The sequence below is a fragment of the Polyangium sp. y55x31 genome (assembly GCF_029946505.1).
GTDB lineage: Bacteria > Myxococcota_A > Polyangia > Polyangiales > Polyangiaceae > Polyangium.
In genome coordinates, this window is the sequence record NZ_JARZHG010000039.1 from 71,486 (window position 1) to 96,373 (window position 24,888).

A 24,888-nucleotide genomic window follows, 5' to 3' on the forward strand; every position below is an offset into this window, starting at 1 on the left:
GGCGCCGTTCTCAGAACGAAAGGGCAAACCCGTCCGGCGTGGGCATGAACCGGACTTTGCTCTCGTCCTTCCGCGTCTCGGCCGAAAGTTTGTCCGGGTTCGACGGGCGCGTCGCCACGAAGACGATGCCGACGATCGTGAGCGGCAAACCCACGAGCATGGCCGTTCCGCCCGTCGAGATGAGCACGATGCCGAGCGGGTCGTTTCCTTTGTCCCGCACCCGATCGATGCCCCAGGCGAGGCTCGCCGTGCCCATTCCGAGCGTGACGGCGCCGCCGATCAGGAGCCCCACGCCGGACGAGCGCGTCTTCTTCTTTTTCTTGGGCCGCCGCAGCCGCTCCACGTCGACCTCCACGGGGGCCGCGGAGACCACGGGCAACTGCGGGACGTCGATCGTCACCGAAGCGCACGCGCAAAGCGAGAAGATGCCCCGCGAATCGCAGGTCTGCGTGCCCGGCCGCCCATCCTGGCAGGCGCAACGAGCCTGCGCGCCGGGCCTGCACATTCGCGGCCCCGCCGCGAGGAGCGTGGGATCGTAGGTGAACGGCGCAGCCGGCGCCGAGGGCAACGTCTCCTCCGCCCGGACGAGCGACGCCGTCGTGAGCAGCGCGGCGACCATCAAGCAAATACCAAGCAATCTCGCCATGATGCCATTCCTCGGCGTTGATGCGATATCGCAAGGTACCATGAAGCGAGCGGGCGGCGCAATCTCGCGCCGCGTCACGCGGGGAGGAGCGCAGCAAACCCCCGGGCCGGATCTTGCGGGTCGAAGACGAGCGTGATCGTCCCTTTTCCTGCAAACGCGCGCCACTGCTGCCGCAGGCGAGGGAGCACGCGCCGCACTTCGCGCACCCGATCGAGCGTGAGCGCGGCGCCGGCTTCGACACCGATGCGGGCGCAATTCGTCGCGATGACCTCCCGAATCGCGGCGTCGGAGACCTCCTCGTTCGACCAGGGAGCGCCCGCGAGCCCTTCGGCGAGCAGAAGCTCCTCGAGGTCGTCGCCAAAACCCACGTACTTGTTTCCTCCGCCCTTGCGATTGGCTTCCTCGTTGATGCGCGCCGGATCGACGCCCGCATCGACTCGCCCCCAGAATCCCTTTTTCAATCCAAACGCCGATTCGACGACGAGGTGCACGAGGTCGTGCGGCAGTTCGTCGCCGTACGTCGGAAAAACCCAGGAGACCTCGGTGCCGTCGCTCCGGTGGACGTAGATGCGATCGCGCTGGCCAGGGACGCGGACGAAGGCGGCGCGGAGGACGGAGGGCATGAGCTTCGAGTCAGGAGGCGATTTCGGGTTCTTCGAAGGCTCCCAGGTATACCTCGTCCACCGAGAGCACGCAGCCGATCGACATGAGGTCGATCGAACCGCACTCCGCCTCGTGCAGCATCCAGCCGCCGCCATCGGCTCGCCGGTAGACCTCGATACGCTTGGTCTGGTGCGAGATCAGTACGTATTCGCGGAGCGAGGGGATTCGCCGGTAATGGGCGAACTTCTTGCCACGATCGTACGCCTCGGTGCGCTGCGAAAGAACTTCCACGAGCACGATGGGGTTTACTATCGCGTCCTTGTCTTCGGCATCGAGCTGAAGCTTGCCGCAAACAACGGTTACGTCGGGATACATCGACGCGCCCGTCGCTTGGACGCGGATACGGACATCTGGGCTGAAAACGCGACAATGCCGATCGCGCAGTTGGCTGCCCAGCTCAGCCGACACATTCGCCGTTACGAGCCCATGGTCCGGCGTGTCTCCGAACCTATCCAGGATCTGCCCGTCCACGTATTCGTGCTTCGTCTCGTTCGCCAGCTCGAAGACCAAATAATCGGCGAACGTAACGCCGTGCTTCCCTGCCGGCTCCGCCATGACCGCCCCCGCACCTCAACCCATAACGTAGCACGCCCGCCGCGACGCCGTCAGCCCTCCCCGCCCGGTTTTTCCAGCCAGAACGACCCGATCCCCAGCGCATCCATCTTCGTGCGCCGATAACAATCGATCGACTCGTCGGGCGTGTGCACGATCGGCTCGTTTTCGTTGAACGACGTGTTGAGCAGCACCGGGATCCCCGTCTTCTCCTCGAAGACCCCGAGCAGGTCGTAATACAATTCATTCTCGGCCCGACGCACCGTCTGCACGCGCCCCGTGCCGTCCTCGTGCGTGATCGCCGAGAGTTTGTCCTTCCATTCCGGGCGGACCTTGTAGACGATGATCATGAACGGCACCTCGTGATCGCCGCGGAAGCAGGTGCTCAACTTTTCGAGCCGCACGACGGGCGCGAAGGGACGGAATGGTTCGCGGTTCTTGATGCGCGCATTCAGCGTCGCCTTCATCCCCGGCCAGCCGGGGTGGCAGAGGATGCTGCGGTTGCCGAGCGCCCGCGGGCCCCATTCCTCGCGGCCCTGGAACCAGCCGACGATCTTGCCCTCGGAGAGCGCCTGCGCCGCCGCCCCGAGCAATTCGTCCCGGCCGAGCTTGCGGAACGGGAGGCCCGATTGCACGAGCGCCGCCTCGATTTCGTCGTCGCGGAAGCTCGTCCCCCAGTACGCATGCCGCACCTCGGGCGTCCGCGCCTCGCCGTGCACGCCATGCTTCACCCAGAGCGCCGCGCCCACGGCCGTGCCGTCGTCCGAGGCCGCAGGCTGGAAATAAGCCCGATCGACCCAGCCCTCCGTGATCATTCGACCATTGCCGACCGAATTCAGCACCGAGCCGCCCGCCATCGCCACGCTGCGCACGCCCGTGCGCTCGACCGCGTCCGCCACCAGCGCGAGATACACCTCCTCGAACCGCGTCTGCAGCGACGCCGCGACGTCCCGCTCCCGATCCGTGATCGGATCCCCGCGCCGCCGCGCCGGGCCGAAGAGCGATGCCATCGCGTCCGACCAGAGCCGCGGGACCTGGATCTCCTCGCCCTCCACGGTCTCCATTCCCTCGCTCGTCTTGTGGTGCCGAAACCACGTCAAATCGAGCCGGATGCCCTGCTCCGGATCCCAGCGCACGACGCGGCGCATCTCCCGGGCGAATCGATTCACGCCGTACGCCGACAGACCCATCACCTTGTATTCCTCGCCGAACCTGTCGAAGCCGAGGAACTGGCAGATGGCCGTGTAAAACACGCCGAGCGAGTGCGGCCAGAGGTTCTTGCGCAGGATCTCGATACGATTGCCCTGGCAGAGGCCGACGAGGCTCGTCGCGAAATCGCCGGCGCCGTCGCACGTGATCGCCGTCGCCCGCTCGAACGGCGACCAGTAAAACGCGCTCGCCGCGTGCGCGAGGTGATGCTCGACCCGGTGGAATTTCGCCCGGATCGAGGCCTCGGAGACGCCGAGCGCCTCGGCCACGAGCCCGCCGCTCGTCGCGACCTCGCGATGCACCGCGAGCCGCTTCACCGCGCTCGGGACGCCCGTGAACGGCCTCGACGCGATGAACGCGACCTTCGCCGCGACGTTTGCCCGCGGATCACGCGCCACCGCGATGTCCGTGACGTCCCCCGGGCTCGCCCCGGCGAGGCGCAGGACCTCGGCCACGGCGAGGCGCGGAAAACCTGCGCAGTGTTTTTTCCGGTTGATCCGCTCCTCGGCGATCGCCGCGAGGATGCCCCCCTCACCGATGAGCGCCGCCGACGCATCCCCGTGGGCCGAATTGATGCCCAAGACCAGACGAGACATTCATTTCTCCGTTGCGCTCGCGTCGCGCGGAGGCGAAAGGTAGCGATCGAAAGCGGGCAGCGTCAAGCCGGCTCGGCCCGGGCCCGCGGGATCCCCTTCGCATGCGCGTCGTCGCCGTCAACCAATTTTATGCCCCCGACCACGCCGCCACCTCGCAGCTCCTCACGGAGCTCTGCGAGGACCTCGCCGCCGCGGGCGACGACGTGACGGTCATTGCGAGCCGCGGCGGATACCTCGGCGGCGACGCGCTTCCCGCCCGCGAACGGCTCGGCGGCGTCGACGTCGTCCGCCCCTTCGCCACGCGCTTCGGCAAGGCCACGATGGCCGGCCGCCTCGCCGATTATCTGTCGTTCTGGGCGACGAGCGTGCTCGCCGCCGCCCGCGAAGCAAAACCCGACGTGCTCGTCGTGCTCACGACCCCGCCGATGATCGCAGCGGGCGGCGCGCTCGTCTCCCTCGCCCGCCGCCTGCCGCTCGTGACGTGGGTGCAAGACGTCTACCCGGAGGCGGCGATCCAGCTCGGTTACCTCGCGCCGCGCGGCCCCGCGTCGCTCGCGCTGCTCGGCCTCGGCAAGGCCACGCACCACGCCGCCGCGCGCATCGTCGCGCTCTCCGAGGGCATGGCCGATCGCCTCGTCGCGCAGGGCGCGCCCCGCGAGCGCATCCGCGTCCTTCCGAACTGGTCCGACGGCCGCCTCGTGTCGCCACGCGGACGCGAGAACCATCCTTTCCGAAAAACCCACGGTTTGGACGGACGATTCGTGGCGATGTACAGCGGCAACCTCGGCATCGGGCACGATGTCGGAACGTTCGTCGAAGCCGCGCGACGCCTGAAAGACAAGCTGCCCGAGCTCGTCGTGCTGTTCATCGGCGACGGCGTGCGGCGCGCCGAGGCCGAGGGGCTCGCGAAAGGCCTCGAAAACGTGCGTTTCCTGCCGTATCAGCCGCACGACGCGATCGGCGAGAGCCTCTCGGCCGCGGACGTCCACCTCGTATCGCTGCGCGAGGATCTCGAAGGTTTGCTCGTCCCGAGCAAGCTCTACGGCGCGCTCGCCGCGGGAAGGCCGGTGATCTACCTCGGACCGCCGCGCTGCGAGGTCGCCCGCGTGGTGCGCGAGGACGATCTCGGCTGGACGGGCCGCCCCGGCGACGTCGAGGGCCTGTGCCGCGCGCTCGAAGACGCGGTCACGCGGAAAGCCGCCTGGGACGAGAAGGGCGCGCGGGCCCGCAGGATCTTCGACGAGCGGTACGATCGTCCCGTATCCTCCGCCCGCTTCCGCGCCCTCTTGGAGGAGGCGTCGAAAGAACGCGCGACGCTCGCGCATCGCGCGTGAATGTGGAAGGACCACCGAACAACCAAGATCCAGCGATGATGGGAGGCATCGGCTCATGAGGACCTACCTGGCGGCGTTCGCGCTCTCGGCGCTCGTCAGTGGGATTTTCACGCCGCTCGTGCGCCTCCTCGCCTTTCGGCTCGGCGCGGTCTCACGTCCCGGCGGCAGACACGTGCACCGTCACGAGACGCCGAGGCTCGGCGGTCTCGCGATTGTCGCGGGGTTCTTCGCGCCGCTCGTGGGCCTGTTTTTCGTGCAATCGGTGGTGGCGCAGGCCTTCACGCAGGACGTGCGCAAGGTCATCGGCCTCTTCGCGGGCGGCGCGATCCTCTGCGCCGTGGGCGCGATCGACGACACGCGTGGCCTCCGGGCGCTGCACAAGCTGTATGCGCAGGTCGCGGTCGCCGTGCTCGCGTTCGCCTGCGGATTCCGGATCGAGGCGATTTCCTTGCCCTTCGTGGGCGAGCTCTCGATGGGCATCTTCGCCCTGCCCATCACGGTGCTCTGGATCGTGGGCATCGTGAATGCGGTGAACCTCATCGACGGGCTCGACGGCCTCGCCGCGGGCGTGGTGTTTTTCGCGGCCCTGACGAATTTCGTCGTCGCCTATCTCTCGTTCGGCACGTTGCCCGCGCTCTTCATGGCGACGATGATGGGCGCGATCATCGGGTTTCTTTTTTACAATTTCAACCCGGCGCGCATCTTCATGGGCGACTCGGGGAGTTATTTCCTCGGCTACGTCATCGCCGCGACGTCGCTCATCGGCGCGACGCAGAAGGCGTCGACCACGGTGTCGCTGCTCGTGCCGGTGGTGGCGCTCGGCGTGCCGATCTTCGATACGCTGTTCGCGATGGTGCGGCGCTGGCTCGAACGCCGGCCGCTGTTCTCGCCGGATCGCGGGCACATCCATCACCGCCTGCTCGACATGGGCATCACGCATCGCCGCGCGGTGCTCATCATTTACGGCGTGAGCGTGCTTCTCACGGTGGCGGCGATCGGGATCTCGCTCGGCCGGAGCTGGCAGGTGGGGCTCGCGCTCGTGGCGAGCAGCGTGGTGTTCATCGGGCTCGTGCGCGCCGTGGGTTATTTCGAGCAGGTGCACGGTCGGCGGCGGCAAAAAGAACGGCTGCGCTCGCGCGACAGCGAGATCCTGCGCCGCCTCCTGCCACGGCTCCCCGCGCGCTTCGAGGCGGCGCGCTCCGAGGCCGACGTGCTCTCGGCGATCGGGATCTTCGCGCAGGAAGGACAACTTGCGTACGTCGAGATCCTCCCCGTGACCGAGGGCGAACCGACGGCGTTTCGCTGGACGAACCCGACGGACGAGGATCCCTACGGCCGCGACGTGGTGTCGGCGCGGTATCCGATCGGCCGGGACGACGCGGCGCGCGCGGAGCTGAAATTCGGCCTGCGCAGCGATTTCGGCGACGTCTCGCCGCAGACCGAGGTGCTGCTCCAGGTCGTGACGGACATGGTGGAGGCGAGCCTCGCGCGCGTGAAGAGCCGCCTCGCGCCACGCGTGCTCCCGGAGGCGGCGGCGGCCGAAGCGCCGGCGCTCGAGGCCGCGTCGGGGACCTGAGCGTTTCGAGGAGGCTTGACGGCCGCTTTCGGATGGCCAAGGCTCTCGCGCGGTGATTCTGCTTTATCATCACGTCCTGCCCGAGGGCGACGCCGCGGGCCTGTCCGCCGAGGATGGGCTCTTTTTCCGGCACAGCCCCGCGGCGTTCCGATTTCACCTGGAGGAACTGCAGCGGCGGGGATATCGGTTCGGCTCGGTCGAGGACCTCGTGCGAAAGATCGGCGACGGAATCGCGGAGGACGATCGCTCGGCATTCGTGACGTTCGACGACGGCTGGCGGAACCAGCACGAGCACGCCTTGCCGATCCTGCGGGCGCTCGGGATCCCGGCGACGTTTTTCGTCACGACGGACCACCTGCGCAAGGGTGTCACGTGCGCAAAACGAATGGGCCCCGCGGAGCTCCAGGCGCTCGTGGATGCGGGGATGACGATCGGCTCGCATACGCGGACGCACCCGGATCTCGTGCAGCTCGACGATACACGCCTCGAAGACGAGCTGCGCGGGAGCCGGCAGGATCTCGAGGATCTGCTCGGCAGGCCCGTGACCCTTTTCGCCTATCCGGGCGGCTCGCTCTCCGCGCGCGTGGTGCGCGCCGTTCGCCGCGCCGGGTACGAGGCCGCATGTTCGAGCTTCGGCCCGGCGCGGAACGATGCCACCTCGATCTTCTGGCTTTACCGCGACGTGCTCAGCGAGTCGATGCAGAGCCCCCGGGATCGTTATCGTCTCTCGCCCGTCGCGCGGCGGCTCCTCACGTTCCGCGTGGAGCGCCGCTTGCGCGCGAGCCTGCATCGCCGCGCCTGAGGAGGGCCATGACGGAGCTTTCGGTTCGTGCATTCGCGCGCAGCGAGGTTCAGGAGCACATCACGTCCTTCGCGCTGCTCCACGGCGTGCGGCCGGAGGAATTCGACGCCGATTTCATGGACTGGTGGTTCTTCCAGAACCCCACGCACGAGGGATTGCTCGCGGGCGTGTTCGACGGCGACAAGCTGGTCGGCTACGTGGGTTTCGCCGCGCAACACGTGCGGCTGAACGGGCGACGCGTCTCGGTCGCAATCCTGAGCAGCGCGTTCACGCATCCCGACTACCGCGGCAAGGGGCTTTTCCAGCGGCTCATCCGGTACCTCGTCGAGGTCGCGGGCGCACGCGGCTACGAGGCCGTGTTCGGCTGGCCCAATGAAACCGCGCTGCGGATCTATCTGGGCCGCCTCAATTTCTCGGCGATGTTCCACGTGGATCGATGCGCGCGTCCGGTGTCCTTTGGCCCGCTCGGTGCGCGGTTCGGCGGGCCCGGCGTCTTCGCGGCGGAATGCACAGGCGCCGTGTTCGATCGCATGCTGCCGCTACGCCTCGGGCGCCATCGGTACGAGATCGGGGCTGTGGGCGAGCACGAATGGCAAGGCTTCATGGCGAAGGTGCTCGCCGAATCCGATTGCATGCTCGAACGCCCGCATGCGTACGTCCGCTGGCGCCTGTCCCGTCCGGGGCGCGAATACATCGAGGTGTTACTCCGCGACGAGCGTGGCGTGCTCCGCGGCTGGGCCGCGGCCCGCCTCCCGATCCCTGGCGAGCCGCCGCGCCTGCACGTCGGCGATTACCTCGTCGCCCCGCGGAGCCGCGGCGCGCTCCGGGCGCTGTTTGCGGCCTGCGCCCTGGAGGCCCGTGGCCGTTCCCTCGAACAGGTCTATACGATCGCGCGTTCGCCGCGAATCGGGCGCACGCTCGCCACACTGGGTTTTCTTTCGAGGCGCTCCTCGACGCCCATCGTGGCGATCGCGACGTCGAACGCGGACCTCGCGCCTTACCAGGCGTGGGAGTACCGCGACGCCGACATGGACATGTTCTGAGCCGCGCCCGGGCGTTTCAGGAGGGTGGCGCGCTCGCGGCGCCGTCCCCATCGGAAGCGCCCGCCCGCGATCGACGAGGCGCCGGGTCGGCCTCGTACCCTTCGCGGCGATAGTAATAATATCGATACTTGTATTCGTGGCGGCTGAAGTTCACGGCGTTGAGCACCGCGCCCGCCTTCGTCGCGCCGATGTCCTGCAATGCGCGCACCGCGTGCCGCGCGAGGTCCTTCGTCGTCTTGAATGCGCGCACGACGAGGACCGTGCCGTCGACCAGCGTGGAGAGCACGGCCGCGTCCGTGACCGGCACGATCGGCGGGCTGTCGATGATCACCCGGTCGAAGCGCTTCTTCACGTCGTCGAGGAACTTCTTGAATTTTTCGCTATGGAGCAGCTCCGCCGGATTCGGCGGAATCGGGCCGGCGGGAATCACCCACAGGTTCGGCACGTCGGTTTCGAGCACGGCCTCGTCGAGCGAATCGTCGAGCATCGCCGTCGTCACGCCGACGTCGGAGCTCTTGCGGAAGACGCGGTGCACGCGCGGCCGGCGCAGATCACAATCGATGAGCGCGACCTTCTGCCCCGCCTGGGCCATGACGATCGCGATGCACGTGGCCACCGTGGTCTTGCCCTCCGAAGGCCCCGCGCTCGTGACGAGCAGGGTGCGGTAGGGTTTGTCCGGGGCCATGAAGAGCAGGTTCGTCCGGATGGTGCGCGCCGCCTCGGCGATGCCGCTCGTCGGCTGCTCGTGCACGATGAGCTCGGAGTTCGTCAGGCGCACCGGCTTGCCCCGCTGCCGCCTGGGCGCATACGAGCCGGGCTTCCCCCCGTCGTCGATCTCGGGCAAAAGGCCGAGGAACGGGAGGCCGAGGTCCTTTTCGACCTCGTCGGGCGTCTTCAAGCTGCGATCGAGCAAGCCGCGGGCGAGCGCCGTCGCAATGCCGAGGAGGACCCCCAGAAACACCCCGATCGCAATGCTGCGCGTGACCTGCGGCCGCACGGGCGCGCGCGGGACGAGCGGCCGATCGAGGACGCGGATGTTGTTCACGCGGAGGACGCGCGCGAGATCACTCTCCTTCGTGCGTTCGAGGACGAGCGAATAAAGCTTTTCGTTGTTCTCCTTCGAGCGGCGGAGGCGGTTGTACTCGATTTCGAGCAGGTTCAAATCGAGCGCCTGCTTCTTCGCGCGCTCGAAGAGCCCCGAGAGTCCCGCCTCCTGGCGCTTCAGGACGGCCAGATCCTTGTCGAGGGCGCGCTGGATGTTCTTCACCTCGGCGAGCAACGCCTTCTTCGCCGCCTCGGCCCGCGCGTCGGCCTCCTTCACGTCGGGGTAATTGCGCCCCTTGCCCTCGCCGAGCAGGCCGTCGCGCATGCGGATCGCCTCCTCGTACGAGGTCCGGAGGCCCATCAAGACGTGGCTCTCCAGAAGCTCGCTCGCCGGCAAATCCGTGGGGTTTTCCCCCTTCACCTTCGCCAGCTCGTCCCGCCGCGCCTGGACCTCTTCTTTTCGCGTCCGGACCGTCGTCAGCGTGTCGTTGAGCTGCTTCATCTCCTCGCGCAGCATGTTCGACTGATCGTCGATCGCGACGGAGAGGATGTTCTTCGTCTCCTTGTATTCGTGCAGCGCCATTTCGCTCGACTCGAGGTCGACCTTGAGCTTGTCGAGCTGGCTGCGCAGCCAATCCGCCGCCGTCGCGGTCGAGGTGACCGCGTCGTCGAGGTTTTGCTGGACGTACGTATCGACGAGGACGCTCAAAATGCGCTGGGCGCGCTGTGGATCGGCGTCTTCGAGCTTGACCACCGCGAGCCGGCTCTCCTTGACCGGCTCGACCTTGATGCGGCCCCGCAGCACCTCCGCCGCGATTTCCTCGGACACATTCGCGTCCGGCGCGGGCGTGCCCGGCGGGAGATTGCCGAGAAAGCCGCCGTCGTGCTGGAGCCCGAGCTCGCTCACCACGGCCGTCGCGACCTTCATCGATTGGATGATCTTGTATTGCGTCTCGTAATACTCGCGGTTGTCCCAGAAGCTGCCCGCGCCGAGGTCCACGATGTTCTCGACCTTCTGGCCGAGGGGACGCGGCGGGTTCGGGTCGAAGAGGATCGTCGACTGCGCCTGGTAGATTTTGACCTGGCCGAGCGTGTTGAACGTCGCCGCGAGCGAGACCACGAGCGCCGCCCCGAGCGCCGTGGACCAGTACTTGCGGACCATCTGCCAGACGATGGCAGGGCTCAGGGCCCCCTCGGGCGCGCGCTCCACGGCCGCGGCGGGCTTGGGCGTCAGGGTCGAGGTCTGAGGTGCGTCCGTCACGGTGGCAAGTCGAGGGGCGGCCGAGCTGGCCGGCCCTGCCTAAGGTGCGCCCACGCCCCCCGATGTTCAAGCGGGCCGCGATCGCAGGAAGAGCTTACTCCCTGGCGAGGATCGCGGCCGAAAATTGGGGGGATCGGGGCTCGGCGGGCTACGGTCGGCCCCACGTGCTCGGAGATCTCGTCAAGCGCCTGGTGAACGGCGTGGTGCTCCTGCTCGGGAGCCTCGCGTTTTTCCTCGTCCCCGTCGGGGGCAAGACGTCGGCGCAACACGTCGTGGCGATCTTCTCCACGAAGCCGGCGCGCGAGGCGGCGCAAGCCTTCGCGCACGCAGCGCGCGACCTCGCCCACGAGGTGGCCGCGAACGTCGAACGAGCCAAGCGCGCCCCGGCCCTGCCCGACGCGAAGCCGAAGCCCGCGGACAAGAACGAGCGCTAAGCCTTCTTCTTGCGCGGGTCCGTGTACTGCGGGTGCTCGTTGTAGAAGGCGTCGAGGCTCTCGCGCGTGATCTCGGCCTCGATGTCGCCCTCGCGCACGATCTTCGCCTGGCAGCCGAGCCGCGAGTTCAGCCGCACGTCGAAGGCCTTGTCGAGGATGTCCTCCTCTTCCTCCTCCGCCTCGGTGAGCAGCTCCTTGCCGCGCAAAACGTAGACGTGACACGTCGAGCACGCGCACACGCCGCCACACGCCGAGCCCTCGGGCGCCTCGACCTTGCGCGCCGCTTCGAGGAGCGAACTCCCGATCGGTACCTCGACGTCGTACGTCGACCCGTGCGCCAAAAACCGTACCTTTGCCATCAGCTCCCCGTCCCGGAGGCGTCGCCTTCCGGTGCGCTCTGCCCCGCGTGCTCGGCGAGGTGGGCCTCGACGCCCCTCGCCTGCGCCACGGTGCTCTCGATCGCCGCCACGTCCTTGCCCGCGATCGCCTTGGCGATCGCGCGATCCATGCGCCTGCCGGCCCAGCCGTGCGTGACGTCGTCGAGGACCTCGGTGCGGCCGCGGATGATCGCCGCACGGCTGCCCCGGATCGCCTCTTCGAGCCCGGCGAGGGCTTCGTCGATGCGCGTGCGCTCCTCGTCGCCTTCGAGCAGATCGGCGTCGGCGACGAGGGCCTTTTTCGTGGCGAGCACGACCCGCTCGGCCTCGACACGCGCCTCGATGAGCTGACGTTTTTCGAGGTCCTCTTCGCCGTGATCGAGCGCGGCCATGAGCATCGCCTCGACCTCTTCGTCCGTGAGGCCGTAACTCGGTTTGACCTCCACCTTTTGCTCGACGCCCGTCGTGAGCTCCTTCGCGGTCACGTTGAGCAGGCCGTCCGCGTCCACACGGAACGTGACTTCGAGCCGCGCGAGGCCCGCGGGCATGGGCGGGATTCCTTTGAGGACAAAGCGAGCGAGGGAGCGGCAGTCGACCGCGAGCTCGCGCTCACCCTGGACGATGTGCAGGTCGAAGCCGGTCTGGTTGTCCGCGTACGTGGTGAAGGTTTGTCGCGCGCCGGCCGGGATCGTGGTGTTGCGCGGGAGGATCTTCTCGACGACGCCGCCCATGGTCTCGAGGCCGAGCGAGAGCGGCAGGACGTCGAGCAGGAGGACCTCGTCGGCGCGTTCTTTGGAGCCGGCGAGGATGTCGGCCTGGATCGCAGCGCCGAGCGCGACGACCTCTTCGGGATCGAGGTCGCAGAGCGGCGGCTTGCCGAAGAGTTTTTCCACGTACTGCCGCACGTACGGCACGCGGGTCGAACCGCCGACGAGGATGACGCCGTCGAGCTCGTCGGCAGCGATGCCCGCGTCGCGGAGCGCGCGCCGGCAAGCGACGCCCGTGCGCTCGACGATCGGCTTGATCAGGGCCTCGAACTCGTCACGCGTGACGGCGAGCTTTCGCGTGCCGCCCGGGACCTCGATCTCGGCCTCGACACGATCGTTCTCGGTGAGCCCATGCTTGATCTTGCGAGCCGTATCGAGCGCGAGCCGCACGAGCTCACGCGGGCGGTTTTCCGCAGGGACGCCGAGCTCCTGGAGCAGACGCTCGGCGAGCGCGCGATCCATGTCGTCGCCGCCGAGCGCGCTGTCGCCGCCGGTCGAGCGCACCTGGAAGACGCCGTCGTCGAGCAGGAGGATCGTCACGTCGAACGTGCCGCCGCCAAGGTCGTACACCGCGAAGAGGCCGTTCTTCTGCTTTTCGAGCCCGTACGCGAGCGCCGCAGCCGTCGGCTCGTTGAGGAGCCGGAGCACGTCGAGGCCCGCGAGCTTGCCCGCGTCCTTCGTCGCCTGCCGTTGCGCGTCGTCGAAGTACGCAGGCACGGTGATCACGGCGCCGCCGACGGAGCGCAGCTCGTCCTCGGCGAGCGAACGCAGCACCCGGAGGATCTCGGCCGAGACCTCGACGGGCGTGACCGCGCGATCGCGGACCTTGAAGCGCACGCTCTTCGCTTCCTCGGGCGTCTTCGGCTCGACGAACTCGTACGGGCCGAGCCTGCGCGTCTCCGGATCGTCCGCCCCGCGCCCCATGAAGCGCTTCACGCTGACGATGGTCTCGCGCGGAAAGTCGACCGCGAGGCGCTGCGCGTCGACCCCGACGATCACGCGGCCGCGCGGATCGTAGTGCACGACCGAAGGGACGAGCGCCACCGCGTTGCAGTCGTTGATGACGACGGGCTTGCCGTCACGGACACGCGCGACGAGCGAGTTCGTGGTGCCGAGGTCGATGCCGATCGGCCTCGGAGCCGCCTTGGGGTCGAAGATTTCGAGCAGAGCCATGAGGATCTTTCAGGATCAGGAAGAGAGCTCTTCCTCGATCGCGCTCGCCTCGTCGAGGAAGCGCCGAAGATAACGGAGCTCGCCGAGCTCGGGCAGGACGGCCGCGAGCTTCGTCGTGTCCGGATCGGAAGCTGCAAACTGGCGGCCCATCGATGCGAGCACCTCGCGCTCACGCAGGCGGATCGCATCCGCGAGCGCATGGACGGCCGCGAGGTCCTTGCGCCGCCGCGCATCGCCGAGCTCCTCGCGCCGCTCCATCATCTCCATCAGGAGATCGGGCGACGGCTTGGGCTCGGCGGTTTCTCCAACGGGCACGCCGGCACGTCGAAGGAGCGCCTCGGCGCGGCGGATCGGATCCTTCAGCACGCGGAAGGCGTCGTTCACCTCGATCGCGCGCGACAGGGACAAACGCCGCTCCGCCGCGGGCGCGCCCGCGTAACGATCGGGGTGGAGCGCGCGCGAGAGGTCACGATGCCGGCGCGCGAGGTCGTCCGGATCGAGGTCGAAGCGGGCCTCGACGCCCAGCGTCTGGAAGGGATCGATCATCGTGAGAGGAGCGGTTGGAAGCAGCGTCCGCGCCGCGACACGCGGAGCTTGCTCAGCCGACGGTGAAGGAGTGTCCGCAGCCGCAGCGGCTCGCTTCCTTGGGGTTCTTGAACTTGAAGCCCTGGAACATCAGGGTCTTCTCCCAGTCGAGCACCGAGCCGCCGAGGTAAAGAATGCTCTTCTTGTCGCAGTAGACGCGGACCGTGCTCTTGCCGTCCTCGGGGAACTCGAGGACGAGGTCGCCCTTGCGCGGAGCGTCGTCGTCGAACTCGATGACGTACGAAAAACCCGAGCAGCCGCCGCCCCGGATCCCGACGCGGATCGCGGCGTCGGGCGTGCCCCGCTTGGCGAGGTTCGTCCGCATCGCCTCGACCGCCGCCGTGGTCACGCCGATCGTCTTCTTCGCGTCGGTCGGCGCAGGCGCCCGCTGCTCCGTCTGGTTGCCCTGCGAAACTTCCTGGCTCGCGTTCATCGTACGTTCTCCGTCCGCCGCCCCGAATGCGCCGTCACTGCCCCGAGAGGGCCTTCTTCGCCGCCTGCTTCGACCGGAAGTCGGCGATCGCGCTCTTGATCGCGTCCTCGGCGAGCACCGAGCAGTGGATCTTCACCGGCGGCAGGTGGAGCTCCTCCGCGATCATGCTGTTCTTGATCTGCTCGGCCTCGTCGATCGTCTTGCCCTTGAGCCACTCGGTCGCGAGCGACGAGGAGGCGATCGCCGAGCCGCAGCCGAACGTCTTGAACTTCGCGTCCTCGATGACGCCGGAGTCGCTCACCTTGATCTGCAGGCGCATCACGTCGCCGCAAGCAGGCGCGCCGACGAGCCCCGTGCCGACGTGTTCGTCATTCTTGTCGAGCGTGCCCACGTTGCGCGGGTTCTCGTAGTGCTCGATCACTTTCTCGCTGTATGCCATGGCTCGAACCTCTCCTACCTCAAATCAATGCGCGGCCCACTGCACGGAAGCGAGATCGATGCCTTCCTTGTGCATCTCGTAGAGCGGGGACATCTCGCGGAGCTTGTTTACCTTGCGGATCACGAGGTCGGCCACGTAGTCGACCTCCTCCTCGGTGGTGAACCGACCGAGGCCAAAACGAATCGACGAGTGGGCGAGGTCGTCGCCGATGCCCATCGCGTGCAGCACGTACGAGGGCTCGAGGCTCGCGCTCGTGCAAGCCGAGCCGCTCGAGACCGCCACGTCCTTGATCGCCATGATGAGGGCCTCGCCCTCGACGAACGCGAACGAGACGTTGAGGTTGCCCGGGAGCCTGTGCTCGAGCGAGCCGTTCACGATGACCTCGTCGAGCTCGGTCGTGATGCGCCGGCGGAGCTTTTCCCGAAGCGCGAGGATGCGCTCGTTCTCCGCGCGCCCCTCCTCCATGAGGATCTCCGCAGCTCTGGCGAAGCCCACGATGCCCGGCACGTTGAGCGTGCCCGAGCGGAGGCCGAACTCGTGCCCGCCGCCGTCCACCTGCGCGACGAGGCGCACGCGCGGCTTCGACCGGCGCACGTAGAGCGCGCCGACTCCTTTGGGCCCGTACATCTTGTGCGCGGTGATCGAGGCGAGATCGACATTCATCGCCTCGACGTCGAACGGCACCTTGCCCACGCCCTGCACCGCGTCCGAGTGCAGAAGGACACCACGTGACCGCGTGATCTTGCCGATCTCCGCGATCGGCTGCACCGTGCCGACCTCGTTGTTCGCGAGCATCACGGAGACGAGGATCGTCTTGTCCGTGATCGCCTTGGCGACGTCGTCCGGGCTCACGAGCCCGTCCTTGCCGACGGGCAGGTACGTCACCTCGTAGCCCTGCTTCTCCAGGCGCTTGCACGTGTCGAGCACGGCCTTGTGCTCGATCACCGTGGTGATGATGTGGTTGCCCTTCTCCTTGTAGAGCTCGGCGACGCCCTTGATCGCGAGGTTGTCGCTCTCGGTCGCGCCCGACGTGAAGACGATCTCCTTCGGGTTCGACGCGCCAATGAGCTTCGCCAGGATCTCCCGCGAGCGCGAAACCGCTTCCTCCGCCGTCCACCCGAAGACGTGGCTCCGGCTGGCCGCGTTGCCGAACCGGGCGTTGAAATACGGGAGCATCGCCTCCACGACGCGCGGATCGACCGGCGTCGTGGCGTGGTAGTCCATGTAAATCGGGATCTGGATCGACATCGGTTTCGTCTCTCTTCGAAGCACCCTCTAGCGGTCCGCGCCACCTCGGGAGTGCCCGTTTCCACCGTGAATTCCGGCCACCAGCTCGGGCTCGGCTTGCGTCCGATCGTGCACGTTGCAGTCCGTGCAAGCCGCCACGATCTCGTCGGGCGCACACGTGTCGCACGTGTCGAGGTAATCGATGCTCGCCACGAGCTCACGCTCGAGCGAGGAGAGCCGCGTGATCTGCGCGCGCGTCTCTTCCAGCTTCTGCAGGTAGATCGCTCGCACCCGCGCCATCGCCTCGGGCGCCGAGGGCGCGTTCTCCCAGAACGCGACGATCTCCTGGATCTGCGAGAGGCTGAGCCCGAGATCGTGCAACTTGCCGATCCAGCGGACCCGCGTGACCGCCGCCCGATCGTAGAGCCGATACCGGCCCTTCGAACGCGCGTGCGGCCGGAGCAAACCGACTTCCTCGTAATGGTGAATCGCCCGGACCGTCTTGCCGACGGCACGCGCGATGTCCCCGACCTGAAGGAGACGTTCGCCCCCGTGCCCGTCCCGATCGTCGTCGAGATCCGGCGGCACGAGCCCCGCCTCGGCCCGCTGCACACCATGCGCACGAACGCCATTCGGGAGAGGAAGGACACCTCTCTCGAAGCCCTGCGCTAAAGGTAGATGGCGGACCGGTCGCATTGGAAACTCCAACCCTCACGCACGCGTTAGGGTTACCTAACGGAAGGTTTAGGCGGGCCTCGGGAGGCTGTCAACCGGAGCAGGACGAAAATGCACGCGATCGAGCTGAAGAAGCGCGCGATCCCCGAAGCGCTCGCGCTCGGCCCCGCGCTTCTCGAGCGGGCCGCAGAGGCGCAGGCGGCGCACGTGGCGCTGAGCCTGGTCGATGGATCGGCCGTGGTGCTCGGCGCGGCGCAGCGCGCAGGCCGCGTCGTGGACCTCGCGGCGTGCGCGCAGAGAGGCATCCCGATCTTGCGACGCGCGACGACGGGGACGGCTGCCTGGCTCGGCGGACGGGGCCTCGTAGTGACGCTCGTGCTGCCACACGTCGCGGCGCTCGTGGCGGACGCGACGCCGCGGACGCTGCTGAACCGGAACGTGCGACCGCTGCTCGGAGGTTTTACCCGGGCAGGGATGCTCGCGCATTACTTCGGGCGCGAATGGATCACGCTGCGTCGTCGACCGGCGGTGCTGCTCGGGTTCGACGTCGCGGAATCGGGCGCGGTGCTCGTGGAAGCGTTCGTCGGGTACGACGCGGCGATCGCTCTGCCGGAGGAGATCACGACCGAGAGCGAACGCGCGATCGATCGGTTCCTCGGCAAGAAGCCCGCCTCGCTCGCCGAGCTCTCGACGGATGCGCCGATCGACCTCGACCGTTTTGCGCACGCGCTCCTCGAAGGCTTGCGTGCGCGCATCGAGATGACGCGCACGGCGATGATCGTGCCTTCGAACGAACTCGACACACGCCCCTTCGCTCCGATCGATCACGCGCTCGATCCTGTCCCCGACGGCCTGATCCTTCGCCCGGCCGTGCGTGTGCCGATCGGCTGGATCGAGGCCGCGTTCGACGGGGCGCAGCGCGCCTGGCTCGGTGGAGACGTGCTCGCGCCGCGCTGGGCGCTCGCTCGCATCGCTACGCAAGGAGACGCGGGCTTGCCGGAGATCCCGCTCGAAGGCGCGACGATCGCCGATCTGCTCGCCTGCGGAGATCGATCGTAGGACCTCAAAAGAAAAACGCCCCGCGTGGGCAGGGCGTTTCTCCGCGCGGCGAGCCGCTCAGCTCACTTCGGGTCTTCGATCGGATCCGTCCCGACGACGACCGTGCCGCCGTTGGCGACCCACTCGAACCCGTCGACGAGCACCGTCGAGTCCCACGCGGTGTCGCCCGTGTCCCAGATGGCCCAGCGGATCGTCACCTCGTCGCCGCCCTTGATCGGGGCCTGCGTCTGCAGCCACGACGTGCCGCCCGCCTCGTCCCACGTGCCGAAGCCCGTGCCCTCCATCTCGCTGGGCCCCGACGGGCAGGTGAACTGCGGATAGAGCGAGTCGTACGCGCAGACGTCGAAGTACGCGATGTTGACGCTGACGGGGTTCGTGTTCTTGTCGAAGGAGATGTTGCCGTTGATCGAGCCCATCGGCGCCGGCGATACGAGCGCGATGAACTGATCGTTGAACGCCGTGCAGACGTACTCGGGGAACTCCATCGAGTAGAACTTGAACTTGAACTTGTAGCCCGTCGCGTTCTTCGGCGACCGGATCTTCAGCTCGAGACCGACGTCGTCGTTGATCTCCGTGTCGCCCTCGCAGCCGGGCACGTCCTGCGGGAAGCCCGTGGGCGCGGTGCCTATCCCGATCTGGCTGCAGCTCAGGCCGCCGCAAGCGCCGGTCTGGCTCGGCAGGCGCGCGTAGCCCGAGGAGAGCGTGAGCATGCGCGTGCCCTTTTGCACGTTCACGTTCGGACCGAAGTTGCTCTGGATGCCGATGTGCCGCGTGTACGTCGCGGGGCTGCCGTTCGCGCGCACGTACTGGGCGCTGAGCACGCCCCACTTCTTCTCGTCCGGCGTGATGAACTGGCAGAGGTCGAGCGCGCGCGCGCCGTTCTGCGCATTCGAATCGTCGAGCGCGATGTTGTCGTCGCACGACGCAGCCGCGACGTTGTCGACGACCATGTCGCAGTCCTCGTCCGCGGCCTTCGCCATCGGATCGTTCGGATCCGTGGCGACCTCGATCGAGCCCGGCGAGACGTTGGCGTCGCAGTCGTTGCAGTCGCCCTGCGCCTCCGAGAACCCGTCGCCGTCGTTGTCGACGTTCGTATCGTTGCTGCATTGCGCCCCGCCGCCGCCGGAGCCCCCGGAGCCGACGAACGTGCCGCCCACGCCGTCCGCCGACGTGCCGCCGTTGCCACCTTGCCCGGGGCCCGAGGGGCCGTCGCCGCCGCTCGAGTCCTCGCCTCCGGACCCGCCGTCGTTGAACACGTTGCGACCGCCGGTCGCCTGGCAACCGGCGGAGCCTGCCGCGGCGACGCCCAGAACCGCGGCGAGACCGAACAGAACCAGATGGCTACGCTTCATGATCTTCTCCATCCCCGCTCGTACGGAGGACAAGCCAAGCCGGACACGAACGCAGAGCCGCACACCCTGCACGCGCGAGCCCGCATTCGAAAGTGTACCCAATGCACTCTCGGGCTTGAACAGAGAACGCGTCCGGAGCGACACAGGCGAAGGCCGCTCCGGACATGCCGAGGCGCGTCACTTCGGGATGATGACCTCGGTCACGGTCGTGCCGGGCTTTCCCGACCAGCGCCAGTTGTCGATCAACGTCGACGAGTCGACCTTCCCGTCCGTCGAGTCGTAGGTGACGAGGCGCAGGCGGATCGGGCTGCCGGGCGCCACGGCCGTCGTCGTCCGCAGCCACCCCGTCGATCCATGCGTCCAGCCCGCGTTCGCTTCGTCCTTCTCGAACGTGGTGCCGAGAAGCTGCTTCGTCTCGAGGGAGCACTTGAACGAGAACCCGCTCGCCGTGCACTCACCCGTGGGCCCCACGGGGTTACCCGGACAACCGCACGCCTCGAAGAACTTGTTGTTCACGCTGATCGGCGCGCCGAACATGTCGAACGCGATGTTCCCGTCGCTCTGCCCCATCGGGAACGGGATCATGTAGGCGATGAAGAAGTCGTTGTACTCGCGGCACAAGAAGTCCGGCCACTCGTAGCTGAAGAACTGGAAGTCGAACGAGACGCTGAGCGCGTTCGTGGGGACCTCGACCTCGATCTCGAGGCCCGTCGCGTCGTGCGGGAGGCCCGTGATCACGTTGGGGCACGAAGGGCTCGGCTTCGGGAAGCCGAAGGGCGCGTTGCTCGTGTAGCCCTTGTCGAACGTGCGGTACGTGGCTTCCGCGTTGCCCTTGTCCCGAGCCTTGCCCGACGACAGGAAGAGCATCGAGCTGCCCTCCTGCGGGTTGTTGTTCGTCCCGAGCTTCGAGACGATGCCGTGCCCGAGGTGGAAGTTCGCCTTCTGCGTCTCGTCCACCGGCGGCGGGCTGCCGTCCGAGAGCACCCACTTCGCGCTCTTCAAGAACTTGCAGACGCCCATCGCCTTGGCCGCGTCGACCGGATCGAGGCTCGCGAGCGCGAGGCCGCTGTCGCAGGCCGGCGGCAGGACGTCGATCGTGCCGTCGCAGTCCTCGTCCGCAGGCTCGGGGAGGTTGCCGTTCTCGTCCTCCTCGGCGATGACCTCGACCGCGCTCGGATTGACGAACTTGTCGCAGTCGTTGCAGTCGCCTTCGAGCTCGGTGTAGCCGTCGCCGTCGTTGTCCGCGTCGGGCAGGCCCTCATCGCAGACGCCGCCGCCCGCGCCGCCGCTGCCGCTCGACGAGTTGCTCGTCGTGATGAGGATGTTGCCGTCGCCGCCCTGGCCGTTGTTGCCAACGCCGCCCGTGCCGCCGGCGCCGCCAGAGCCCGCTTCCCCCCCATTGCCCCCCGAGTTGCCGCTGCCGCCGCCCGCGGCGCATGCGCCCGCCGTCGCTGCGACGACGACGCACAACCCGACGAGCCCAAACCATGTGGAGTTTCTCGACCGCTTCATGACGACGCCCTCGTGATGAAAAAGGATTCCTTGCGGACTCACGGTCGCCGTCGTCGACCCATGGCCCGCCGGATCGGCCACGTCGAGCGAGCGGTACCTCGGGGAAAGGAAGACGCGCGTATCGATGGACACGGCGAGCGCAAGCATGCCTAGCGTAGCCGAACGGCCGGCAGGCTGTCACGCGCTCGGGGCGCTACCGTGGTGCTGGAGAGAAGAGCGCAGGCTGGACGAGCCGCGCTTCAAAGAGGCGGGATGGGACGCGGTTCGCGCGTGAGCTCAGGCTTCGGGCGAGGCCGCAGAAGCCTTCTTGCGCTTCTTCTGGTCCTTCTTGCCGCCGCCGTTCGTGTGCGTGGAGCCATTCGTGGCCGACACGGTCGGGCGGAGCAGGTCGTCGGCCATCTTCGCGGCGCGATCCGTCTTCTCCCAGCTGAACTCGTCCCGGCCGAAATGGCCGTACGCCGCGGTCTTGCGGTAGATCGGCTTGAGCAGGTCGAGCTGCTCGATGATCGCCTTCGGCCGCATGTCGAAGTTCTCGAGGATGTACTTCTCGAGCACCTCGTCGGCGACGCGGCCCGTGCCGAAGGTGTTCACGTGCACGCCGACCGGCTGCGCGACGCCGATCGCGTAGGCGATCTGCACCTCGCAACGCGCCGCGAGCTTCGCCGCGACGACGTTCTTCGCGACGAACCGAGCGTAGTAGCAAGCCGAGCGATCGACCTTCGTGGGATCCTTGCCGCTGAAGGCGCCGCCGCCGTGCCGGCCCATGCCGCCGTACGTGTCGACGATGATCTTGCGGCCCGTGAGGCCCGCGTCGCCGTAGGGGCCGCCGATGACGAACCGGCCCGTCGGGTTGATGAAGAACTTCGTGTTCTTGTCGATGAGCTTCTGCGGCAGGACCTTGTCGATGACGAGCGTGCGCATCGCCTCGACGATCTCCTTGTGCTTGACGTCCGGCCCGTGCTGCGTCGAGAGCACGACCGCGGCGATGCGCGCGGGGACGTCGTTCTCGTACTCGACCGTCACCTGCGTCTTGCCGTCCGGCCGGAGCCAGTTGACCTTCTTCGACTTGCGGACCTCGGCGAGCTTGCGCGCCATGCGGTGCGAGAACGAGATCGGCGCGGGCATGAGCTCGGGCGTCTCGTCCGTCGCGTACCCGAACATCAGGCCTTGGTCCCCGGCCCCCTGCTCCTTGAACAGGCCCTCGCCCTCCGTCACGCCGCGCGAGATGTCCGGGCTCTGCTTCTCGATCGCCGTGAGCACGGCGCACGTCTCGTAGTCGAAGCCCATCGACGAGTCCGTGTACCCGATGTCCTTGATCGTGCTGCGAACGACCACGGGCATGTCGACCCACGCAGAGGTCGTGATCTCGCCGGCCACGATCGCCATGCCGGTCTTGACCATCGTCTCGCAGGCGACACGCGCCGTCGGATCCTGCGCGAGGATGCCGTCGAGGATGGCGTCGGAGATCTGATCGCAAATCTTGTCGGGATGGCCTTCCGTGACGGACTCGGACGTGAACTGGTAGCGGCGCATGGATGCTCCTTGGGACGGACGGGGCGTACGCATACGCCGTGGACGATGCACCGTCAACGCGCGGAACACGACAAAAGCGAAGCGCCGGGCCACTGCGAGGCGACCCGGCGCACGCGACGATGTCTCTGGAAATCCGTCAGCCGCCGAGGCCTTCGAGCTTCGTGACGACCTCGGCCGGGAAGGTGCCTTGCGCAAGGCGCCCGCGCACCTGCTTGAAGAGGCCTTGCCACTTGGCCTTCTGATCGGCCGTCAGCTCGATGACCGTCATCTTGCCCTTCAGGCGACCGAACGCGGCGTCGTCCTCGCTGCGGATGCGCTTCGTGAGCGCCGCGGAGGCGACCTTGCCCGTGTCCTGGAGGATGGCCTTGAGGTCGGCCGGCAGCGAGTCGATCTTCTTGCTCGTCAGGACGAGCGCGCCGACCGCGAAGCCGGACGCGTCCGCGACGATGTGATCGAGCTTCGACGCCCACTGGAGCTGCTCGGCCACGACCGCGGGCGCGACGATCGCGTTGATCGCGCCCGTGTTGAGGTTCGGCAGGACCTCCGGGATGTTGGCCTGGAACGGCGTGGTGCCGCCGACGACCTGGAAGAACACCGGCATCATCGCGTCGTCGCGCCACACGTAGGGCTTCGTGCCCTTGAAGTCTTCGGGCGCTCGGATCGCGACGCCCTTCGTCATGAGATGCGCCTGTCCGACGTCGCCCCAGCCGACGATGCTGAAGCCGGCGTCCGCCGCGCCCTTCTCGAACTCGGGTCGCATGGCCTCGCGCGCGGCGTCGAGCTTCGCCCACGAGGAGAAGAGGCCCGGCATCTGGAGCGCAAGGATCGGTTTGTGAATCTTGCCGAGACCAACCGCCGTGACTGCGGCGCCGTCGAGCTGGCCGGCCTTCATCTTGCCGACCATCGCGCCTTCGTCGCCCTGCTGGCCGTTGTAGAAGAACTGCAGCTCCAGCCGGCCGCCGCTCTTCTCCTTGACGGCCTTCTCCCAAACACTGAACACCTGCCCCCAGGGGCTCGCCTTCGGCGCAAGCGTGCCGATCCTGATCACTTCAGCGGCACTTGCATCCTGCGACGCGCCGATCCCCGCGAGGACCGTCAGGGCGCCGAGAAGTTTCACCATCGCTCTTCGCAGCATCATCAGAAGCCTCCGTCTCGGTTCTTCCGACCCTCGCACGCGACGTGTCTCGAGGGTTGCTCCTGGCCTTCGCGTGTTCGTATACCGGAGCTCGTCGTTCTCGAACAGTCAGGCTTGCCCCGCACGCACGCACGATGCACCGCAGCATCGAGCATCGCGTTCCTGGACGAGGGCAGCACGGGACAGTGGACGACGAGGTGACGACGTTATTCACGTTGCCGCATCGCGAAAAACCCTGATGATAGCGACCCGATGACCCTGGATGAGATCCGCGCCGTCCTCGAGGCGCAAGGATGGCCGGTCGAGCGGCTCTCCGAGGCCACGCTGCGCAGCCGCTTCCGCAGCAAGGACCGGATTTTTCCGCTGTTCGTACATCTCGAACCACTCTTCGTGACGTTCGCGGTGATCCCCTACGCGCGTTTGCCCGAGGACCCGGACACGGCCGAGGCGCTCATGACGCGCCTGCTCAAGCTCAACCGGGAGATCAACCTCGCCAAGTACTCCGTCGACGACGACGGCGACATCATCCTGAGCGTCGAGTACCGGATCGAGCACCTCGACCCGAGCGAGATCCGCGACGCCGTGGACGTGCTCTCGTTCTACGCCGACAAACATCACGAGGACGTGAACAAACTCGCAGGCTCGTGACGCGAAATCTGCGGAGCGCTCGGGGCAAACCCCTCACTCGGTGATCGTCTCGGTGCGCGGGCGCTCTTCCTTCTTCGCGTCGAGCAAGGCGCGGCGCTCGACGCGCACGCGACGCACTTCTTCACCGCGCACGATGGTGAGGCGCACGGACGTGCCGACGTCGCCGCGCAGGAGCGCGCGAATCTCCCTGGCGTCGAGGTCGCGCACGTAGCGGCCCTCGATCATGACGAGCTCGTCGCCCGGCAAGAGGCCCGCGCGCTCGGCGGCGAGGCCCGACGACAAGTCGCGCACATAGAGCGCGCCCGTGTCGTTGTCCCGCGAGAGCACCGCGCCGATGGAGCCCTTTTGCTCGGCCGCGCAAGCGAGCCCCACGAAGAAGAACGACGCGAGGAGCGACGCTCGGGCGACGCGCATGCCCCGCATCCTAGCGGACGTCATGACGAACGAGCCGGCGTGCAGCGCGGCGAGCGCTCGGGAGTACGACGATGGGCTCGTTTGCCAGGCCGGCGCGTGTTTCCGCTTCATCGGGGAAGGCGCGTCGGTGAGCGACGCGGGCGTGGATGCGAAGGACGGTGCGTAGAAGATTTCCGAGAGCGAGGCGACAGCGCATCCGGCTACGCGCCGAGGCCCTTCCCGCCCTACGTCGTTCCCGTGAATTCGACAAAACCTCGACGTTTCGCGCACCTTCGATGGGCGCCGATCTTGCTTGAGGCCGCCACACGTCCCATGGCGATGAAGCCTCGACCTGGTGAACCTTCCCCCCTAGACTCCGCCGCGTCATCTCCCGCGGCGTCGAGGTTCGTCGCTGGATCC

The 24,888-nt window shown here is 67.6% G+C and carries 25 protein-coding genes; 8 read left to right on the forward strand and 17 right to left on the reverse strand.

Annotated features, from left to right (window positions below):
- Nucleotides 1-10: 10 nt before the first annotated feature.
- The 4 genes from QHF84_RS40995 to QHF84_RS41010 all read right to left on the reverse strand — a co-directional run bounded on the left by QHF84_RS40995 (nucleotide 11) and on the right by QHF84_RS41010 (nucleotide 3,666).
- Nucleotides 11-646, reverse strand: coding sequence for a hypothetical protein (locus QHF84_RS40995; RefSeq protein WP_281319028.1), 636 nt, complete (start codon nucleotides 644-646; stop codon nucleotides 11-13).
- A 74-nt stretch (nucleotides 647-720) separates the two neighbouring features.
- Nucleotides 721-1,269, reverse strand: coding sequence for a hypothetical protein (locus QHF84_RS41000; RefSeq protein ID WP_281319029.1), 549 nt, complete (start codon nucleotides 1,267-1,269; stop codon nucleotides 721-723).
- A gap of 10 nt (nucleotides 1,270-1,279) precedes the next feature.
- Complete coding sequence (locus QHF84_RS41005; protein WP_281319030.1) at nucleotides 1,280-1,864, reverse strand: Uma2 family endonuclease; 585 nt, start codon at nucleotides 1,862-1,864, stop codon at nucleotides 1,280-1,282.
- Between the two features lie 50 nt (nucleotides 1,865-1,914).
- On the reverse strand, nucleotides 1,915-3,666 hold the full coding sequence (locus QHF84_RS41010) for a carbamoyltransferase C-terminal domain-containing protein (protein ID WP_281319031.1): 1,752 nt from the start codon (nucleotides 3,664-3,666) through the stop codon (nucleotides 1,915-1,917).
- A gap of 101 nt (nucleotides 3,667-3,767) precedes the next feature.
- On the opposite strand from QHF84_RS41010, the gene QHF84_RS41015 reads away from it, so the two are divergent.
- Genes QHF84_RS41015 through QHF84_RS41030 form a run of 4 tightly spaced genes read left to right on the forward strand, consistent with a single transcriptional unit; the run spans nucleotide 3,768 to nucleotide 8,421 of the window.
- Entirely contained in the window at nucleotides 3,768-5,000 is a 1,233-nt protein-coding gene (locus QHF84_RS41015; protein ID WP_281319032.1) for a glycosyltransferase family 4 protein, read from the forward strand.
- 55 nt (nucleotides 5,001-5,055) lie between these two features.
- On the forward strand, nucleotides 5,056-6,576 hold the full coding sequence (locus QHF84_RS41020; protein ID WP_281319033.1) for an MraY family glycosyltransferase: 1,521 nt from the start codon (nucleotides 5,056-5,058) through the stop codon (nucleotides 6,574-6,576).
- A gap of 52 nt (nucleotides 6,577-6,628) precedes the next feature.
- Nucleotides 6,629-7,378 carry a polysaccharide deacetylase family protein gene (locus tag QHF84_RS41025; protein ID WP_281319034.1) on the forward strand — a complete coding sequence of 250 codons (750 nt, stop codon included), beginning with the start codon at nucleotides 6,629-6,631 and terminating at the stop codon, nucleotides 7,376-7,378.
- Between the two features lie 8 nt (nucleotides 7,379-7,386).
- Nucleotides 7,387-8,421, forward strand: coding sequence for a GNAT family N-acetyltransferase (locus tag QHF84_RS41030; protein ID WP_281319035.1), 1,035 nt, complete (start codon nucleotides 7,387-7,389; stop codon nucleotides 8,419-8,421).
- A gap of 16 nt (nucleotides 8,422-8,437) precedes the next feature.
- Here the strand turns inward: QHF84_RS41030 and QHF84_RS41035 are convergent, their stop codons facing one another.
- Entirely contained in the window at nucleotides 8,438-10,726 is a 2,289-nt protein-coding gene (locus tag QHF84_RS41035) for a polysaccharide biosynthesis tyrosine autokinase (protein WP_281319036.1), read from the reverse strand.
- Nucleotides 10,727-10,890: 164 nt separating this feature from the next.
- On the opposite strand from QHF84_RS41035, the gene QHF84_RS41040 reads away from it, so the two are divergent.
- On the forward strand, nucleotides 10,891-11,160 hold the full coding sequence (locus QHF84_RS41040; RefSeq protein WP_281319037.1) for a hypothetical protein: 270 nt from the start codon (nucleotides 10,891-10,893) through the stop codon (nucleotides 11,158-11,160).
- Here QHF84_RS41040 and QHF84_RS41045 read toward each other — a convergent pair.
- Genes QHF84_RS41045 through QHF84_RS41075 form a run of 7 tightly spaced genes read right to left on the reverse strand, consistent with a single transcriptional unit; the run spans nucleotide 11,157 to nucleotide 16,773 of the window.
- Entirely contained in the window at nucleotides 11,157-11,519 is a 363-nt protein-coding gene (locus QHF84_RS41045) for a 2Fe-2S iron-sulfur cluster-binding protein (RefSeq protein WP_281319038.1), read from the reverse strand. The genes QHF84_RS41040 and QHF84_RS41045 overlap by 4 nt on opposite strands.
- On the reverse strand, nucleotides 11,519-13,477 hold the full coding sequence (gene hscA, locus QHF84_RS41050) for a Fe-S protein assembly chaperone HscA (RefSeq protein WP_281319039.1): 1,959 nt from the start codon (nucleotides 13,475-13,477) through the stop codon (nucleotides 11,519-11,521). Before hscA ends, QHF84_RS41045 begins: the two co-directional genes overlap by 1 nt.
- A 15-nt stretch (nucleotides 13,478-13,492) precedes the next feature.
- A complete protein-coding gene (hscB, locus tag QHF84_RS41055; RefSeq protein ID WP_281319040.1) occupies nucleotides 13,493-14,023 on the reverse strand; it encodes a Fe-S protein assembly co-chaperone HscB in 531 nt (176 codons plus the stop codon).
- Between the two features lie 52 nt (nucleotides 14,024-14,075).
- On the reverse strand, nucleotides 14,076-14,495 hold the full coding sequence (locus QHF84_RS41060) for an iron-sulfur cluster assembly accessory protein (RefSeq protein WP_281319041.1): 420 nt from the start codon (nucleotides 14,493-14,495) through the stop codon (nucleotides 14,076-14,078).
- 34 nt (nucleotides 14,496-14,529) lie between these two features.
- Entirely contained in the window at nucleotides 14,530-14,934 is a 405-nt protein-coding gene (gene iscU, locus QHF84_RS41065; RefSeq protein ID WP_281319042.1) for a Fe-S cluster assembly scaffold IscU, read from the reverse strand.
- A gap of 24 nt (nucleotides 14,935-14,958) precedes the next feature.
- Nucleotides 14,959-16,176: an IscS subfamily cysteine desulfurase gene (locus QHF84_RS41070; RefSeq protein WP_348652921.1), complete on the reverse strand. Its 1,218-nt coding sequence runs from the start codon at nucleotides 16,174-16,176 to the stop codon at nucleotides 14,959-14,961.
- Nucleotides 16,177-16,209: 33 nt separating this feature from the next.
- A complete protein-coding gene (locus tag QHF84_RS41075) occupies nucleotides 16,210-16,773 on the reverse strand; it encodes a MerR family transcriptional regulator (RefSeq protein WP_281319044.1) in 564 nt (187 codons plus the stop codon).
- 174 nt (nucleotides 16,774-16,947) lie between these two features.
- On the opposite strand from QHF84_RS41075, the gene QHF84_RS41080 reads away from it, so the two are divergent.
- Entirely contained in the window at nucleotides 16,948-17,895 is a 948-nt protein-coding gene (locus QHF84_RS41080; protein ID WP_281319045.1) for a hypothetical protein, read from the forward strand.
- Nucleotides 17,896-17,957: 62 nt separating this feature from the next.
- Here the strand turns inward: QHF84_RS41080 and QHF84_RS41085 are convergent, their stop codons facing one another.
- From QHF84_RS41085 to dctP, 4 genes are all read right to left on the reverse strand, one after another.
- Nucleotides 17,958-19,247 carry a choice-of-anchor L domain-containing protein gene (locus tag QHF84_RS41085; protein WP_281319046.1) on the reverse strand — a complete coding sequence of 430 codons (1,290 nt, stop codon included), beginning with the start codon at nucleotides 19,245-19,247 and terminating at the stop codon, nucleotides 17,958-17,960.
- 177 nt (nucleotides 19,248-19,424) lie between these two features.
- Nucleotides 19,425-20,906 (reverse strand): choice-of-anchor L domain-containing protein, encoded by a 1,482-nt coding sequence (locus QHF84_RS41090; RefSeq protein WP_281319047.1) that lies wholly within the window; start codon nucleotides 20,904-20,906, stop codon nucleotides 19,425-19,427.
- A 129-nt stretch (nucleotides 20,907-21,035) separates the two neighbouring features.
- The gene (gene metK / locus QHF84_RS41095) at nucleotides 21,036-22,292 is read right to left on the reverse strand and encodes a methionine adenosyltransferase (RefSeq protein ID WP_281319048.1); all 1,257 of its coding nucleotides are present in this window, start codon (nucleotides 22,290-22,292) and stop codon (nucleotides 21,036-21,038) included.
- Nucleotides 22,293-22,428: 136 nt separating this feature from the next.
- Complete coding sequence (dctP, locus tag QHF84_RS41100) at nucleotides 22,429-23,430, reverse strand: TRAP transporter substrate-binding protein DctP (protein WP_281319049.1); 1,002 nt, start codon at nucleotides 23,428-23,430, stop codon at nucleotides 22,429-22,431.
- 249 nt (nucleotides 23,431-23,679) lie between these two features.
- Here dctP and QHF84_RS41105 point away from each other — a divergent pair, with 249 nt between their 5' ends.
- A complete protein-coding gene (locus QHF84_RS41105; RefSeq protein WP_281319050.1) occupies nucleotides 23,680-24,075 on the forward strand; it encodes a YbjN domain-containing protein in 396 nt (131 codons plus the stop codon).
- 33 nt (nucleotides 24,076-24,108) lie between these two features.
- Here the strand turns inward: QHF84_RS41105 and QHF84_RS41110 are convergent, their stop codons facing one another.
- Nucleotides 24,109-24,489: a PDZ domain-containing protein gene (locus QHF84_RS41110; RefSeq protein WP_281319051.1), complete on the reverse strand. Its 381-nt coding sequence runs from the start codon at nucleotides 24,487-24,489 to the stop codon at nucleotides 24,109-24,111.
- On the opposite strand from QHF84_RS41110, the gene QHF84_RS41115 reads away from it, so the two are divergent.
- Nucleotides 24,488-24,655 carry a hypothetical protein gene (locus QHF84_RS41115; protein ID WP_281319052.1) on the forward strand — a complete coding sequence of 56 codons (168 nt, stop codon included), beginning with the start codon at nucleotides 24,488-24,490 and terminating at the stop codon, nucleotides 24,653-24,655. The two genes, QHF84_RS41110 and QHF84_RS41115, sit on opposite strands and share 2 nt — an antisense overlap.
- Nucleotides 24,656-24,888: the final 233 nt, after the last annotated feature.

Bases quoted from the DNA above. Each gene is read 5' to 3' on its own strand.
- QHF84_RS40995 (WP_281319028.1), bottom strand. From the start codon at position 646: ATGGCGAGATTGCTTGGTATTTGCTTGATGGTCGCCGCGCTGCTCACG.
- QHF84_RS41000 (WP_281319029.1), bottom strand. From the start codon at position 1,269: ATGCCCTCCGTCCTCCGCGCCGCCTTCGTCCGCGTCCCTGGCCAGCGC.
- QHF84_RS41005 (WP_281319030.1), bottom strand. From the start codon at position 1,864: ATGGCGGAGCCGGCAGGGAAGCACGGCGTTACGTTCGCCGATTATTTG.
- QHF84_RS41010 (WP_281319031.1), bottom strand. From the start codon at position 3,666: ATGTCTCGTCTGGTCTTGGGCATCAATTCGGCCCACGGGGATGCGTCG.
- QHF84_RS41015 (WP_281319032.1), top strand. From the start codon at position 3,768: ATGCGCGTCGTCGCCGTCAACCAATTTTATGCCCCCGACCACGCCGCC.
- QHF84_RS41020 (WP_281319033.1), top strand. From the start codon at position 5,056: ATGAGGACCTACCTGGCGGCGTTCGCGCTCTCGGCGCTCGTCAGTGGG.
- QHF84_RS41030 (WP_281319035.1), top strand. From the start codon at position 7,387: ATGACGGAGCTTTCGGTTCGTGCATTCGCGCGCAGCGAGGTTCAGGAG.
- QHF84_RS41045 (WP_281319038.1), bottom strand. From the start codon at position 11,519: ATGGCAAAGGTACGGTTTTTGGCGCACGGGTCGACGTACGACGTCGAG.
- hscA (WP_281319039.1), bottom strand. From the start codon at position 13,477: ATGGCTCTGCTCGAAATCTTCGACCCCAAGGCGGCTCCGAGGCCGATC.
- hscB (WP_281319040.1), bottom strand. From the start codon at position 14,023: ATGATCGATCCCTTCCAGACGCTGGGCGTCGAGGCCCGCTTCGACCTC.
- QHF84_RS41060 (WP_281319041.1), bottom strand. From the start codon at position 14,495: ATGAACGCGAGCCAGGAAGTTTCGCAGGGCAACCAGACGGAGCAGCGG.
- iscU (WP_281319042.1), bottom strand. From the start codon at position 14,934: ATGGCATACAGCGAGAAAGTGATCGAGCACTACGAGAACCCGCGCAAC.
- QHF84_RS41080 (WP_281319045.1), top strand. From the start codon at position 16,948: ATGCACGCGATCGAGCTGAAGAAGCGCGCGATCCCCGAAGCGCTCGCG.
- QHF84_RS41085 (WP_281319046.1), bottom strand. From the start codon at position 19,247: ATGAAGCGTAGCCATCTGGTTCTGTTCGGTCTCGCCGCGGTTCTGGGC.
- QHF84_RS41090 (WP_281319047.1), bottom strand. From the start codon at position 20,906: ATGCTTGCGCTCGCCGTGTCCATCGATACGCGCGTCTTCCTTTCCCCG.
- metK (WP_281319048.1), bottom strand. From the start codon at position 22,292: ATGCGCCGCTACCAGTTCACGTCCGAGTCCGTCACGGAAGGCCATCCC.
- dctP (WP_281319049.1), bottom strand. From the start codon at position 23,430: ATGATGCTGCGAAGAGCGATGGTGAAACTTCTCGGCGCCCTGACGGTC.
- QHF84_RS41105 (WP_281319050.1), top strand. From the start codon at position 23,680: ATGACCCTGGATGAGATCCGCGCCGTCCTCGAGGCGCAAGGATGGCCG.
- QHF84_RS41115 (WP_281319052.1), top strand. From the start codon at position 24,488: ATGCCCCGCATCCTAGCGGACGTCATGACGAACGAGCCGGCGTGCAGC.
- QHF84_RS41110 (WP_281319051.1), bottom strand. From the start codon at position 24,489: ATGCGCGTCGCCCGAGCGTCGCTCCTCGCGTCGTTCTTCTTCGTGGGG.